This window comes from Sphingobium sp., assembly GCF_033795625.1.
In the GTDB taxonomy this organism is placed as follows: Bacteria; Pseudomonadota; Alphaproteobacteria; order Sphingomonadales; family Sphingomonadaceae; genus Sphingobium.
Window position 1 is genome coordinate 1 of the sequence record NZ_JARYGI010000059.1, and the last position, 13,169, is coordinate 13,169.

Genomic DNA, 13,169 nt, shown 5'->3' on the forward strand with positions numbered 1-13,169 from the left:
AGCCGCCAGCGGACAACTCCATGGATCGCCGGGATCGGGCCGCTTTCAACAATCTCCGCCAGAACTTGGCGCTGGGCATCATTCAATAAGGATGGCTTGCCCGGCGCCTTGTCATCGAGGAGCCCGTCTGGTCCTCGGGCATTGAACCGCACGACCCAGTCCCGCACGATCTGCAGCGTCACCCCACCGATACGCGCCGCATCGCTGCGGCTCCCGCCATCATAATTTCCGCCAATGCAAGCAGCCGGCGCCCCTGGTTCGCGCTCCTCGTCGCGCGCGCCAGTCGCCTCAACCTCGCCGCGTCAAAGTCGTCCCGTAATCCAATCGCTGCACCCATGACCGTGCCCTCCAACCGGAAGCCATAGAGTCAGAGTTTCGCCCCTTTGGCAATCCCCTACGTGAGTCAGCATCATGGGAGGTTGGTATAAATGGATCTTGGCCATCGACGCCTTATAGCGGCCAAGCGAGGCGGGCTTGCCCCCCCCGCCCCCCCAGAGCTAGTCGGCCACAGTCTCCGGCGGTGCTGGAAGCGCGACGCGAACACCAGAGGTCAAGCGCGTTAAGATCAGATTCTAGCGGCTGGGCCGAATGTGGCGAGTTGGCGGACATCAGAGCCTCGTCGATGACGGAACTCGTCTTTTGCCCCATTTGGTCCACGTAGGCGCAACGGATCCAGCTTCAGTATGCGTTTGAGATGCGCGAAAAGCATCTCGACTTTCTTTCCCGGCGTGAGTTGACATATGCGTCAGTCAGCGCGAGATCACGGGCGCCTCCATAGACTGATCGCAGGATCTTGCGGACAGGCTGCCCCGGACAGCAATCCGGCTTGAGCGCGCAAACGTCACAAGTGCTTCTGGCGGGGCCATCAGCCCTGCCACTCATGACAAATTGCACTGATGTCATAAGTGGCCGATGGTGCTCTCAGGCGGATCACGCACGTCGGCTTAACACGACGTATGACAAACTTTGGGACGAACTTGCCATTCGAAGTTCCCACTTCGAAGGTCGGTTTTTGAAAATAGCCGCCGATCCTGACGTTGCAAAATAAATGCCACGGCTTTCCTCGCGACAGCTCGAGTTGTAGGCGTCGATGTATGGGGAGAATATCCGATACACAACGCCTGAAGGCGGCGAAACACGGCGTGATCTGGTTGTGCCTGATGGCCGAAATCTATCTGGCGCACCGGCTTAACGCTTTCCAATTGGCACTGGACAAAACGGCGTTCCCGCTGATGCGCTTCAGCGCGGTGCCCGTGTTAGGTGTCGTCACCCTCTGGGCAATTTATACCGTCGGTTTGATCTTTCAGAAACGGGCAATCACATCTTGGTGGCAGCCACATGGCGGAACAGACCTTTCGGATCTCAGTTGGGACGAAGTGTATGGGCTCGTGGCTTTTGACGAGAAACTCGACCCTCTACGCGTTTCCAAACGGGTACGATGGAAATGGTGGATCCGATCACTGCGGATGCAAGTGCCCATCTATTTGGCCATTTGCAGTTTGGCATTGAGCATCTTTGATCTGCTTCAGAATCCCAAGCCACGCCCATTCCTGCTCGAGGGCTCGTCCTTCATGGGGGACACTCCACTGGCGAAGCCGGTCGCGGCACTGATCGGCAATCCGACAGCCTACCTCGCACTGATCGTCGGACTAGCGACGATTTTCTTCACCTTCCGGCAAATTCGCGCCAAGGTGCGCGCCGACAGCCGCCAAGCTTGGATTCTGAAAGCTCGCGAGTTGCTTGGCGATGTCGTCGCCTCAATCGACGCGCATAAGGAACGGATCGCAGCGAACGATTCCGATAATGCCACAGAGCTATGGAATACATTGAATCCGAAGCGGCTCGAACTTGAATTGATGCTGAATCCGTCGGAGAAGGACCACCGCCTGCTGATGTACCTGATCCAACACTTTTCGGCTTGGAGAGAACCCCCAGTAATTCCCCAGGATGCGAAAATCCTCAAAGACATCATCGCCGACGAAACGCCGACCACCGAGCGACTTCAAGAATGGAACGCGATTCTCAACGCCACCGATCGTGCGGCGCTTGTCTCCTACATCCTGCGGTTGTCTCATGTCGTGTTGAAGCGGGAATGGGAGCGGGTAAAACTGATACAATGATGTCGAGTACGGCCGCACGTAACCCCGTCAACGGGGCTGCCCAACGCCTGCTCGTGACTGCCTTCATCCTTTTAGTACTCAAATACGAGCCTGAACTACCTCACAAGGCAGCGAATGACAGCTTCCGCCGATAACAGCCGTTTGGCGATGTGCTCGGCATCGTCCAGAACTGGTTGTTACCAGTCGCCGTGCTCGTCCCGGTACTCCCATGCTTTCAGGAACCGCCCGACAGCGTCGGCGGCGTCCGACCCCTCCTCCAGCCGCGCTTGGAGCGCGACTAGGTTCGCGCGGAACCTCTCCGGATCCATCAATCCATCAAGCCCCGACACGGCGGCACGGTCGGAACGTACCGACACCAGATCGTCCGAGCTCTGGCCCCACGAGTGGGACGTGAACTCGTTCGCCAGCACGACCAGCGACGCGTCCTCCTCGATCCGATCGGCCATCCAATCCCTGAGCGGAGTATCATCGGCCAGAAAATGCCCCCAGAGATACAGGGGCCGCATCAGATCGGGCATATTGATCAGCGAGCCCTCCGCCGCAGCTGTGGTGATGCGCTCGAGGAAGATGTCCCGGAGCGCGTCGGTGTCGGCATCGGTCAGCAGGCAGTCGTCTTCCGCCTTCGGGCGCTTGTCTTGATCGGCAGGATGACGCTGCTCCCACGCCGACGCGGTCAGGTTGCCTAGCCAGACAAGCGGCGCATCCCGAACGGCGGCGAGGAGTATGCGTGACCGCTCCTCAAGCGAAGTCCGCTCCATCAACACGCTGTTAAGCAGCCAGCGGATGCGCAGCAGGTTGTTGCCGAAAGACCAGCCCTTAGCTTGGTCGGCATCGACGTTTACCTCGCCCGCCGCTGCGAATGCGCCCCGCAGGAAGGGCTCGGCCGCATCGATTGGGATTTCGTTGCCGTGGGAAATGAGCGCATCGAGCCATGCCATCGCCCGAGTCGTTCCATCGCGGCGAACCTGCGTTACCGCAGTCCTGAGCAAGGCCGCAATCCGCTCCTCGTTAGACACATGTTTCAGCACCTCTGCCAGCTCTGACCTGGAGATGGCGTCCGGATCGATAGACATGCGGAAGTATGTCTGGAAATGTCGGCTCGATGCGAGCCTGCGGTCCTTGTCGTACCGGCCGCTACCACCATGGACCGTGCTCCCCCAGATCGCGTCGAGCCGGGGGAATAGGCGGACAAGCGCGTCGCGATAGTGCTTCCGGTTCTCGATCTTCGGGAGAAGGATGGAATCGAGGCGCGCCGCGCCCTCGTCCTTCTTGAAGTGGTCTCGCGTTGCTTCGCAGACCAGCGACTGATTGTCTCGGATCGCCCGGTAGATCGAAGGTTGAAACAGGCGCATCGCCTCTATGGCGATGAAGTCGCCCAGATCGACTTCCCCTTCGACGGCGGGCCAGGTGATGCTCAGGGCGTTGGTGTATCGGGTGGCGTCCCGAGGCGTTCTGATCTCCGGCGCAACCGCCGCGTGGAACATGTTCATAACATGCACCAGCCGCTTGTCGCCGATGCCGCCTACGATCGCGTCTATGTTCGCCACCAGGATGCGATGGACGTCAGTTGAGATCGGGGTGGGCAGTTCGAACGCGACCTGCACGATCTTTTCGAGTAGTGCGGCCCCTCCGACGGAAAGCGCTCCGCCACGACCCTCTCCGCAAGTTCCCGATCGAACGACAGAACGTAAATCACGTTTGGCAGGCGTCCGACGGACTTCACCATCCGGAACATTGCCAGCGCCTCGTCGGGCGCCAAGCGGTCGATGTCGTCGATCATCACGACGAACCGCTTGCGCTGCTTGGCCAGCGCCGCCCCCAGCGCGGCATGCAGCTTCTCGACACTCTCGCTGTCCTCGATCATGCCACCGAGCCATCCCATGACGCCCGAGGCGATGGCGCCGGCACCGGCCGCTCCGGCAGCGTCCGCGGTCGGTGCCACGGCCCCGCCGGCGTTGAGCAGCCGCGCGCCCAGCTTGGGGAGGATTTTCTTCGCCTTGTTCCCGAGGCTGGGCTTCGTTGCGGAATAGAGTTCGCGGAAGAAGGCGAGCACCAGCGCCTCCTCGCCTCGGAACCACCAAGGGTTGAAGTCCACGACCTCGATCTCTCCATCAGTTGTGGCGTCGGACAGATGGTGCTTCAGGAGATTGATCGCGCTGCTCTTGCCCGATCCCCATGGCCCATTGAGAGCGATCACTACCCCGTTGGGCGATCGCATGGTCCTGACGCTGCGAGCCAGCGACTGCACAAACCCGTCGATCCCGAACATATCCTGCTCGGGCTTACTGATCGGGTTGTCACCGTAGTCTGCTTCGGTCATGAACTATCTTTCCAGCAGAAGCAGCCGAGCGCGTCTTTCATCTCCTAGCCTTCGCATAGAAATCAACGAACCGGCAAAGTTGGACACGATCGGTTGGGACCACGATGAACGAATGCGTCGGAAAGGCCACCTCTCCGGCTTCCGTGATGCCGTAACCGCGCTGGTGACCAACAGCCCCTTCGGAGACCTCTGCGATCCAACCTGCCTGCAGCATGGATGCGATCGGCGGGGCAGAGGTCGCCACGGCGTTCAACCAGACCCCCGGATAACGTCCTAACCGCATGGAATTGACGTTCGGTCGGTTTGGTCATGGCAATGTCCCGTTCACGCCTTTTCGATCTCAAGCTGCCGATGGAAATTGACGACGCAAGGGGATGAGGATGTCCTCAATTAGCGCCGCGCGATCCAGTCCGAGGGCCGCTCGTCGAATCGATAGCATGACAGGTGGCCGCTCATGCGAGCCGCCAAAGCCTATTTGGACAGAACTTGGGTTGGATGCATGTTGTGCCTGTGTCCGCCAGCCGCGATGCTCGACACCCGTCAGTCGCGCCGCCACCGCCAGATTCGTAAGTCGCTGGGTAGGTCCACCTGCTCCAGCATGCTGGCGGCATAGCCGATCACCGTACCTAATCTTTGCTGAACCACCTCTTCAACGACGACCATGTGGCTCATCGCGTCAAATCCCTGCCCGCGCGGGCGCGGGTCGTCCAGGGGCACACGAAGCACAACCGACCCCTCCTCGGTCAGCCTAATGCTGGCGCCCCGATCCTGGCGAAGAACAAGATCATGGCCTTCCAACCCGCTCCATGCGCCGAGGGACCGGTCAAACAGACGACTGTCGCCATAGAGCGCGGATTGTTCAAACTGCTCAGCGAGGCTCTGCGCTTCTAACTCCGCTGGTCGCAGTATGCGCTGCCTGGGCCCGCCCACCACCGCGAGCTCGAGCATCGCACTCGAGACGTTGTTGCGACTCTCGGGCGGCAGCATCGCCAACGCGCGACCAATCATCTCCTGCTCGTCAACAGGGGCGGTAGCGTTCGCTAGCGTCACGTCGTGAAGAGCACGGATTACGCCGTCATGAAGATCATTGGCGGCGATGAATCCGCCGCGGAACAATCCTCCCTCCCAGGCTTGGACCTCTGCAATGAAAGCAGCCTGTTCACGACTGGGCGTGATGCCCTCTTGGACAAATGCGAGAATCGGCTTGGTTTCTCGCGCCTCCCGATATTCCTGATGCGTCGCGGAAAGGGTGGAGCCTGGAGGCACGAAGCCATAGTGGTCGCCAGGATCAGCACCATCATGTCCGAACGTCTAAGTCCCTGCAGGCACGCGATTTGCGGCGAACTCGGCTGGGCGCCGAAATCCTCAGCCATGACCGGCTCGTGGCGAAGCGTCGTAACCGCCCGCCGCGCGGCGGCACGTTGGGTCTCGAAGCCAGTAATCAGCGAACTGATGAAGATATGCATGCAGCAAGATTAAGGCTGCGTGCGCTATTGTCCACCAAAGGCGCGCCACTAATTTGCTGGCAAAGGAGATAAAGGTGCGATGCTGATCGACCTCGAACTCGAAATTTGGCGGCCCAGTCCCTTCATCCGAATGGCGGGACGCGGATATTCGCGCATCCCTGCTGCCCGCTTTACAGACGCGGCAGCGCGCTTGACGCCACGACAAGGCGTGTTTTATCGTAATCTTGTGCGGATCGCCGAGGTTATTGGCACTAGCGCAATCCCTGTCGACTTTGCCAACACGGCAGGTGAGCGCTTCTATCTTGATCGCGGCTGCATCCGGATCGCAGAACTTGCCAGGTTCGTGGCGCCACTGGTCGATGATGAAAATGGCGTTGTCTCATCGATCACGCTTGGTTGGACCGTGTAACCGATCCTCTCAACCTCAACTCTCGCAGGAGCACGGCCGATGGTGTCGCGCGAGGAACTCTACCAGCTGGTCTGGTCGGAGCCGATGACGAAAATTGCTGCCCGCTTCGGAGTGTCCGGCAGTTACCTGGCCCGCATCTGTACTATGCTCAATGTCCCGCGGCCCGAGCGTGGCTATTGGGCGAAACTTGCCGTGGGCAAGGCGCCATTGCAACCGAGCTTGCCGGACGCCCTGCCCTGCCTCCGCCGGGTTCGGGAGATTCCGCAGCATCTGTTCAGCGAACCGACCTGTCGCATCGCGATAGGCAACCGGGCGGTCAAATTCGACAAACTGGCTGATCCGCGCATAATAAAGGCCAGGCGTCGCCGGAACCGCGTCCATATTCGGCATGACCGGCTGCTACATAGGCTTTGCGACCGCCACCTGATCCCGTCTCGCGGTAAATGATCCAGTCGCCGATACAGGCTTGCGCGGCCCGCAGGTAAATGCGTGGGAAGTGATAACGCTCAGCAATGAGATCGTCATAGCGCGACGCCCCGCTGATCTCGAAGACACCCTTCACAGTCTCATTGCCCTCATCGCATTCCACAGCGGAATACAATGCAGCCCAGCCAAATGCCAGCCCTAGGCCGGTTGCTTATGGTAGTTGAGCACGGTGTCACGGACCTTCGATGCCAGCGTGGCGTAGGTGAAAGGTTTCCTCAGCAAATCAACGCCGACTTCCAGCCGGCCGTCTGGCGTGATCGCATCGCGAGTATATCCGGATGTATAAAGTGCCCTCAGAGCGGGCAGTCGTGCCTTGGCTGTCTCGGCTAACTGCATTCCCACATCGTCGGCATCACAACGTCTGTCAGCAGCAGCACAATTGCAGGATCAGGACGTTCGAGCAGCTTGAGTGCAGTAGACCCGTCATGAGCCTCTACGACTCGGTAGCCCAACTTTCATAATATCCCGGCAGTATAGGCCCGAACATCGTCATCATCTTCCACCATCGGGATAGATTCAGTACTTCCCTGCTGTTCACCGTTTGGTGCAGCATAAGAAACGAGGTCTGCGCTATAACCGAGGTAGCACTGAAGAAACAATGTAACGGTCGTAACGCTGCCCGGTGCAGAAGTAATCTGGATATGTTTGCCCGACTGCTTCACGAAGCAATAGGCCCTTGATGGGGCAAGCAAAACTATCGCCCCCTTGCGCACTTCTTTCTCGACTAAATTACTAGACTATTAGATCAGTCTGGCACCGGCGGTCGTCGGCGACGGCTCGTGCCTATCCAGCCGACCGTACAGGTCGCGACCGGAGCAACCGAAGCACCCTGAACCCGAATGTCCGCCGCCCGGCGGATGATCGCCAATCCTGACGGGAGATTTCATGTCTTATCGATTTATTGCGCCTTCCCGGCGCAGCCAACTGCTGTCCGCCATCGCCGCTCTGGCGCTCTTGCCTGGCCTCGCCCATGCTGCCGAAGATGCGGCCGCCGAGGCCGACGGCGCTGCAGCGGACCGGGCGCGAGAGATCGTCGTCACCGCCAATTCGCAGTATGATCGGCTCAAGGCCGAGGTCGACAAGATTCCCGGCAGCGCCAGCGTCGTGCTCAATGCCCAGGTCGAGCGTGGCCGTGCGAGCAATGCCGAAGACGTGCTGGCCTTCGTGCCCGGCGTCTATGCCCAGGCGACCAGCGGCAACAGCGCCAACAAGATCTCGATCCGCGGTTCGGGCCTCAACACCTTTTATCAGGGCTATTCGCTGGGCATCCGCTACCTCTATGACGGGCTGCCGATCACGGGTCCGGGCGGAACCCAAGAAGACCTGCTCAACATCGCGGGGGTCAATCACACGCAGATACTCAACGGGTCGAACGCCTTTTCCTATGGCGCGCTGTCGCTGGGCGGGGCGATCAACTTCGTGACCCACACGGGCGAGACCTCGCCCGGGCTCTTCGCCAGCGCCGAATTCGGCAGATACCCGCACACGGCGTCCAAGCTCATGGATCGTCATACCCTGGACACACGGATGGAGATTTATTCGGCTGCGGCGCGGGAGACCGTCGGTGGAGTCCTGTCAGTTCAATTCGACAAGAAGCTGGGCGCTTGGGCCGCGGATGGTCACGTTTATGTGCGTGACCCCAAGGGGAAGAGTGGCGGGGCGATCTTTGGGATGCCTCTCCTCGGCCTCAATGCGGTGCAGCCGTGGGCGCAGGCAAAGTTGGTCGGGATTCCTACCCTCTGGCAGGGCAAGGAAATCATCGGAGCAAGCGCGGCCATGCTGATCCCGCTGCTCGAAGCCGTGACGCAAGGCCACTGACACGCGAGCGTGCAATTCATCGCACGGCCATCCTCGCCTGCAATCGACTATTGATCGAACGGGAGTTGCTTATGACGAAACCCAAGCGCCATCATTGGTGGCCCCAGCTTCAATCGGGGCATTGGACCGATGTCGACGGGTTCATCAACGTTACGCGGGCGGACGGCAGCACGTTCCGGGCACCGCCGTCGAAGATCGGCGTCGAAGGCGAGCTCTACACCCGTTACGAACTCGCCAGAGAAAAGGACCTCACCATCGAGCACTGGTTCGGCCAGCAGATCGAGACGCCGTTCGTGCAGGCGCTCGAACGCCTCGCCACGATGGAGGGGATCAAGATTTCACCGCTTCCCGCGAAGAGGCCCGACAAGGAACAGGAGTTGCGCGAGCTTGGCTTCGTCGTACCGACGAAGGTTGAGGAGATGATCCTGTCAGCCGAACACCGCGACGCCATAGATCGCTATCTTGCTGCCCTTCTAGTCCGCAGTCCGCGCTACCTAGCAAAGCTTGTCGCGTTCCACGACAGAGATAGCACACCGCTGCCGGAAGCGCTCCCGCGTGAAGCCGCGATCAAGACGGTTGCGCTCGATAACATGCTGCAGGCGTTCGAGATCTATCGCGAGCAGATCGCGCGCGCACATCTTGGGCTGCTGCTAATCGAGGGCACCAACGAGCTACTTTTCAGCGATGCCGGCATCAGCGCCGAGGAGCCCTGGCGGCCCGGTCCGCTGCCGTTCGACATCCATGCGCCGCTCACACCAAAAATGGCGATTGAGGTGATGCCCGTTCCCGACAGCCATCCCGGGAGATGCCTCATCATGCGGGCGAACAACCGAGGCACGGCGAGGATGAACCGCATCGCGCTCCAGAACGCGCAGCAGTTTGTCTTCTCGAGGCAAAAGCCGCCGCTTCAATTCATCAGGGAAAATTTCGGCAAGCCCGCGTCCAAATCGATCGGCATCCGCATGCGCAATGGGGAGGTCGAGACGACGTTCGACCGGTCGCGCGATCACTGATGGGCTACGGCTTCAGACGATTACGACTCGGCTCGCATCGTCGATAACATGCCGGATCTTCCTGGCGTCGGCAGGGGAAACCGCAACGGTAAGATGCTTCGGGTTCCAGAGATTCCAGAACGGTCCGTTCAGCTGAGACCATGCAGCAAAGGGGAACTGGACGATCAGCTCGGCTAGACCCGCCGCCGTTGCTTGTACCCAGCTGCGTTCGTCGGGCATCGCGTAAACCTTGTCGGCACGTTTGAGGATCTCGGCCTTGAGCTCTTCCAGGCTCGTTCAAATTCTTCAACCTGCCGTGTATCAGGCAGTGAGACGCGGAACGAGGAGACGGAGCTGACGATTGACGTGAAGACGCTCCACGCCAAGATTGGCGAACTGACGCTGGTGAACGGTTTTTTGTCCGGGGCGCTGGGGGGACGGGACTGTTGTCGAGCGCAAACCGATGATCGACCGTTCGCACGCTTCGCCGTTAGGACGGCAGGCCCGGGAACTAGGAATCAGCCGCAATAGCATTTATTACCTGCCCAAGCCGGTGTTGGCTAAGATCGCTTCCATAGCGAAGCTTTGCGCGGCCTTGATGCGCACGGGCTGCCGGTTTCCAAATGATGGCTTCCAAGGCTTATTTCGCAATCCCTCGGAATCATATCGGGACTCGGCTGTCCACCGTTACGGCAACGTTCCCATACAGCCTCTTAGCCGGTGGTCATCTCTGTGAACGTTTCGGCAACGGTCAATCATTGACTTACTGCTGGTAGCGGTTTCCATGTAGAGGATGCATGCGAAGCTGAAAAACCGATGCTGAACTGTGGTCGCTTCTGGCAGCCGGTGGCGATCAATCGCGTCATCCAGCCAATTCTTAGCAGCACCCAAGTGGTCAAGGTGGCCACCGACCTGGGCGTCGGCTTTCTCAAGGGGATGGGCAATCCCGCTGGCAATGAGAGCCTCGCACAAGAACTCGTTGGTAGCGAACTCGCTTGTGCAATGGGACTGCGCGTACCGGTTTTCGCCGTCATCAATGTCGAAGGCATCGACATTCAGATGGAGTCAGCGGGTCCGATCGCGTTCGGGCCGGCATTCATCTCCCGGGAGCTTCGCGGCAGCACCAGCGCTGGAGAGGACACTTTCGTTAGGCGGCTAACCAACCCCGAGGATATCGCTCGGCTCGTCGTATTCGACACCTGGGTACGTAATCTCGACCGCTGCCCGCCAGCGGATTATCTCGATCCCAGGCCCAATCGCGATAACCTGTTCTTTACGCCTGTGCGGCGAAAGTTCGAAATGGTCGTATTCGACCACACGCACTGTTTCGTTGAGGAGGACCTTGAATCCGGTCTTGCCGGGGCACATTTTGTGGGGGACGACAGGGTCTATGGTGCCTTCCCGGAGTTCAAGGATTTTCTGACGGCCCGGGCGCTTCGCAATGCATTGGCAGATCTTGCCCGCATTGACGGGAGTGTCATTCGAGAGATAGTGCGGGCAGTTCCGCAGCCATGGGGGCCGACGACGGCCGTCCGCGACCGCTGGATCGAGCAGCTTATGGGACGACAGCAGCGGGTCGGAGACTACGTATTTAACCGGTTGGTGCCGCAAATTGAGATGAAAGTGTAGGAACTCGCAATGGAGAGATATCAGGGAAAATATGCCCTTGTTCAGTTCTGTCCAGTGCCGGAGCGCTTGGAATTCCTGAATATCGGCCTCATGCTGCTGGTCCCGCAACTCGACTTCGTCGGCATTCGTTTTGCACGCGGCCAATCACGGCTCGATCGCGTTTTTGGCAGGCAGCAGAAATCCTATTTGGACGCGATTAAGGAGGCGTTCGAAAGCAGGCTGCGCGCTGAACTGTTAAGAGATGCGGCAGGCGCGAGCCTCGACGAGTTCGCCAGAAAGCGTGCTAATGACGTCCGGATTTCGCAGCTGCTGCCCGTGATGGTGTCAGACCCGCATGCCGAACTCGACGATCTGTTCGATCAGCTGGTGGGCGAGGACGGCCCAGCCCTCCGAGAGCCGCGGATGAAGCAAAAGCTTCAGAAGGTTTTCGCCGCGCACAAGGTGGAGCAATTCCTCGAGCGTCCTGATGAGCTCCAACTGCCCGAATATGGGATGAAAATTTCCGTTCCTTACGGGTATCAGAACGGCCGCTATAATCTGATCGACGGCATGCGCCTGTCGGGCAGCGTAAGTGAAGGCTTACGTGAAGCGGGGAAACGCGCGCTTGAAGGGGGGCTGATCTGGAAACATTTTTCCGATCGGGTGAACGGCAAGCGACTGATCGTCGTCGGTGATTTCGGCCAGCAGTCGAATGGATTCTACCACGCGGTACGCGACCAGTTCGATGCATCTCACGTAAAGCTGTACAGGCTCGACGATATGCAGGCACTGCTCAAAGATATCGTCGACAACGCCGCCGAGCATGGACGCATCGCTGGTCGGCCGTGAACCTCCAATGACGTGGCTACCTGGAGCGTTCTCGAGCTAATTCATACACCACGCGGCCTCGAGGTTACGCTCGTCGTCGTCAATGACCGTGAGTGGATAACGCTGAAGATAATGAACAATCCGCTCTTTGCCCGGTGCGAAAGCTTCCGGTTCGCTTCCGGCCACGTTTCTGTCGCTCCGAGATGTCGATGGGGGGAGCGGTGAATGTCGGCTTTTGTCAGAACCTGACGTGAAGAGATCCGGGAAAAAACGGCAACATTGTCCCAGAAGTGGTCGATTGACGGACAGCATCGCAGCTTAAAGCGGTCGTTTCCACGCTCAGGAAAATTCAAATGAGCCGCAGTGAATTACGTAAATGATCCTGTCAGCCGCGCCTGAAAGTGCCCTTCAGAATCCTGGCGCCGGTCTGCAAGCCGTCGAGGTAATTTGACCAGTGCCGCATCATCTTCACTCGCTCATCCCAATGAGCGCCGCGAGCGTAAGCACGTCGAACATCATTGGATTCGACATGAGCGAGTTGGCGCTCGATGGCGTCGGGATGCCACTTCCCCATTTCGTTTAACAGCGTACTCGCGGTCGCCCGAAATCCATGGGCTGTGACCTCGTCCTTTCCGAATCCTAAGCGGCGAAGGGCAGCGTTTAAACTGTTGTCCGTAATAGGACGCTCGGAGGAGCGGATGCTGGGAAAGAGATATTTCCCCTCACCAGTGATCGGCTCCAGTTCAGCCAGCATCTGTAGCACTTGCACCGTGAGTGGCACCTTATGGGCTCGCCGCATCTTGGTCTTCTCCGCTGGAATGGTCCAGACAGCGGCTTCGAGATCGAACTCCTTCCACTCGGCCATGCGGAGTTCTCCAGGTCGAGGAAACATGTGCGGGAGCATCATTAGAGCGAGTCGCACGGCAGGCTGTCCGTCATGGGCGTCAACTGCGCGCAATAGACCACCAAGAGCCTCAGGTTCCAAAATTGCTGCCCGGTGCTGAGGCTTCGGCGTTATAAGCGCTCCACGGAGATCAGCTGAGACATTGGACTTGTAACGGTTTTGCGCCGGTCACCTGAGCGATTAGAGCTCGCAACAGGAGACCGACGAGATGATCAAGC

General features: G+C 59.2%; 12 protein-coding genes and 3 pseudogenes. 7 read left to right on the plus strand and 8 right to left on the minus strand.

Annotation, left to right across the window (positions count from 1 at the left end):
• Window positions 1-337 (minus strand): annotated as a pseudogene (locus QHC67_RS17835) (helix-turn-helix domain-containing protein); the annotation flags it as partial.
• 228 nt (window positions 338-565) lie between these two features.
• A pseudogene (locus QHC67_RS17840) lies at window positions 566-858 on the minus strand (IS5/IS1182 family transposase); the annotation flags it as partial.
• Between the two features lie 236 nt (window positions 859-1,094).
• Between QHC67_RS17840 and QHC67_RS17845 the strand changes: the two are divergent.
• Window positions 1,095-2,120 (plus strand): hypothetical protein, encoded by a 1,026-nt coding sequence (locus tag QHC67_RS17845; protein ID WP_319296370.1) that lies wholly within the window; start codon window positions 1,095-1,097, stop codon window positions 2,118-2,120.
• Between the two features lie 176 nt (window positions 2,121-2,296).
• Here QHC67_RS17845 and QHC67_RS17850 read toward each other — a convergent pair whose 3' ends face one another.
• From QHC67_RS17850 to QHC67_RS19265, 4 genes and pseudogenes are all read right to left on the minus strand, one after another.
• On the minus strand, window positions 2,297-3,724 hold the full coding sequence (locus QHC67_RS17850) for a hypothetical protein (protein WP_319296372.1): 1,428 nt from the start codon (window positions 3,722-3,724) through the stop codon (window positions 2,297-2,299).
• The gene (locus QHC67_RS17855) at window positions 3,655-4,440 is read right to left on the minus strand and encodes a P-loop NTPase fold protein (RefSeq protein WP_319296374.1); all 786 of its coding nucleotides are present in this window, start codon (window positions 4,438-4,440) and stop codon (window positions 3,655-3,657) included. Before QHC67_RS17855 ends, QHC67_RS17850 begins: the two co-directional genes overlap by 70 nt.
• Window positions 4,441-4,980: 540 nt before the next feature.
• On the minus strand, window positions 4,981-5,706 hold the full coding sequence (locus tag QHC67_RS17860) for a hypothetical protein (RefSeq protein ID WP_319296376.1): 726 nt from the start codon (window positions 5,704-5,706) through the stop codon (window positions 4,981-4,983).
• Between the two features lie 23 nt (window positions 5,707-5,729).
• A pseudogene (locus tag QHC67_RS19265) lies at window positions 5,730-5,906 on the minus strand (DUF4062 domain-containing protein); the annotation flags it as partial.
• 79 nt (window positions 5,907-5,985) lie between these two features.
• Between QHC67_RS19265 and QHC67_RS17865 the strand changes: the two are divergent.
• The 4 genes from QHC67_RS17865 to QHC67_RS17880 all read left to right on the plus strand — a co-directional run bounded on the left by QHC67_RS17865 (window position 5,986) and on the right by QHC67_RS17880 (window position 9,632).
• Window positions 5,986-6,315 carry a hypothetical protein gene (locus QHC67_RS17865; protein WP_319296378.1) on the plus strand — a complete coding sequence of 110 codons (330 nt, stop codon included), beginning with the start codon at window positions 5,986-5,988 and terminating at the stop codon, window positions 6,313-6,315.
• Between the two features lie 39 nt (window positions 6,316-6,354).
• Entirely contained in the window at window positions 6,355-6,762 is a 408-nt protein-coding gene (locus QHC67_RS17870; protein WP_319296380.1) for a hypothetical protein, read from the plus strand.
• 924 nt (window positions 6,763-7,686) lie between these two features.
• Window positions 7,687-8,619: a Plug domain-containing protein gene (locus QHC67_RS17875; protein WP_319296381.1), complete on the plus strand. Its 933-nt coding sequence runs from the start codon at window positions 7,687-7,689 to the stop codon at window positions 8,617-8,619.
• A gap of 71 nt (window positions 8,620-8,690) precedes the next feature.
• Window positions 8,691-9,632, plus strand: coding sequence for a DUF4238 domain-containing protein (locus QHC67_RS17880; RefSeq protein WP_319296383.1), 942 nt, complete (start codon window positions 8,691-8,693; stop codon window positions 9,630-9,632).
• 12 nt (window positions 9,633-9,644) lie between these two features.
• Here the strand turns inward: QHC67_RS17880 and QHC67_RS17885 are convergent, their stop codons facing one another.
• Window positions 9,645-9,851, minus strand: a complete 207-nt coding sequence (locus QHC67_RS17885; RefSeq protein WP_319296385.1) for a hypothetical protein — start codon at window positions 9,849-9,851, stop codon at window positions 9,645-9,647.
• 576 nt (window positions 9,852-10,427) lie between these two features.
• Between QHC67_RS17885 and QHC67_RS17895 the strand changes: the two genes are divergently transcribed.
• Entirely contained in the window at window positions 10,428-11,240 is an 813-nt protein-coding gene (locus tag QHC67_RS17895; RefSeq protein WP_319296388.1) for a HipA family kinase, read from the plus strand.
• 9 nt (window positions 11,241-11,249) lie between these two features.
• Complete coding sequence (locus tag QHC67_RS17900; protein ID WP_319296390.1) at window positions 11,250-12,068, plus strand: DUF3037 domain-containing protein; 819 nt, start codon at window positions 11,250-11,252, stop codon at window positions 12,066-12,068.
• 364 nt (window positions 12,069-12,432) lie between these two features.
• Here QHC67_RS17900 and QHC67_RS17905 read toward each other — a convergent pair whose 3' ends face one another.
• The gene (locus QHC67_RS17905; protein ID WP_413818571.1) at window positions 12,433-13,032 is read right to left on the minus strand and encodes a tyrosine-type recombinase/integrase; all 600 of its coding nucleotides are present in this window, start codon (window positions 13,030-13,032) and stop codon (window positions 12,433-12,435) included.
• Window positions 13,033-13,169: the final 137 nt, after the last annotated feature.

What these genes read in the sequence shown, in the direction of transcription:
- QHC67_RS17885 (WP_319296385.1), bottom strand. Translation starts at nt 9,851, where the DNA reads ATGCCCGACGAACGCAGCTGGGTACAAGCAACGGCGGCGGGTCTAGCC.
- QHC67_RS17900 (WP_319296390.1), top strand. Translation starts at nt 11,250, where the DNA reads ATGGAGAGATATCAGGGAAAATATGCCCTTGTTCAGTTCTGTCCAGTG.
- QHC67_RS17855 (WP_319296374.1), bottom strand. Translation starts at nt 4,440, where the DNA reads ATGACCGAAGCAGACTACGGTGACAACCCGATCAGTAAGCCCGAGCAG.
- QHC67_RS17845 (WP_319296370.1), top strand. Translation starts at nt 1,095, where the DNA reads ATGGGGAGAATATCCGATACACAACGCCTGAAGGCGGCGAAACACGGC.
- QHC67_RS17875 (WP_319296381.1), top strand. Translation starts at nt 7,687, where the DNA reads ATGTCTTATCGATTTATTGCGCCTTCCCGGCGCAGCCAACTGCTGTCC.
- QHC67_RS17870 (WP_319296380.1), top strand. Translation starts at nt 6,355, where the DNA reads ATGGTGTCGCGCGAGGAACTCTACCAGCTGGTCTGGTCGGAGCCGATG.
- QHC67_RS17895 (WP_319296388.1), top strand. Translation starts at nt 10,428, where the DNA reads ATGCTGAACTGTGGTCGCTTCTGGCAGCCGGTGGCGATCAATCGCGTC.
- QHC67_RS17865 (WP_319296378.1), top strand. Translation starts at nt 5,986, where the DNA reads ATGCTGATCGACCTCGAACTCGAAATTTGGCGGCCCAGTCCCTTCATC.
- QHC67_RS17880 (WP_319296383.1), top strand. Translation starts at nt 8,691, where the DNA reads ATGACGAAACCCAAGCGCCATCATTGGTGGCCCCAGCTTCAATCGGGG.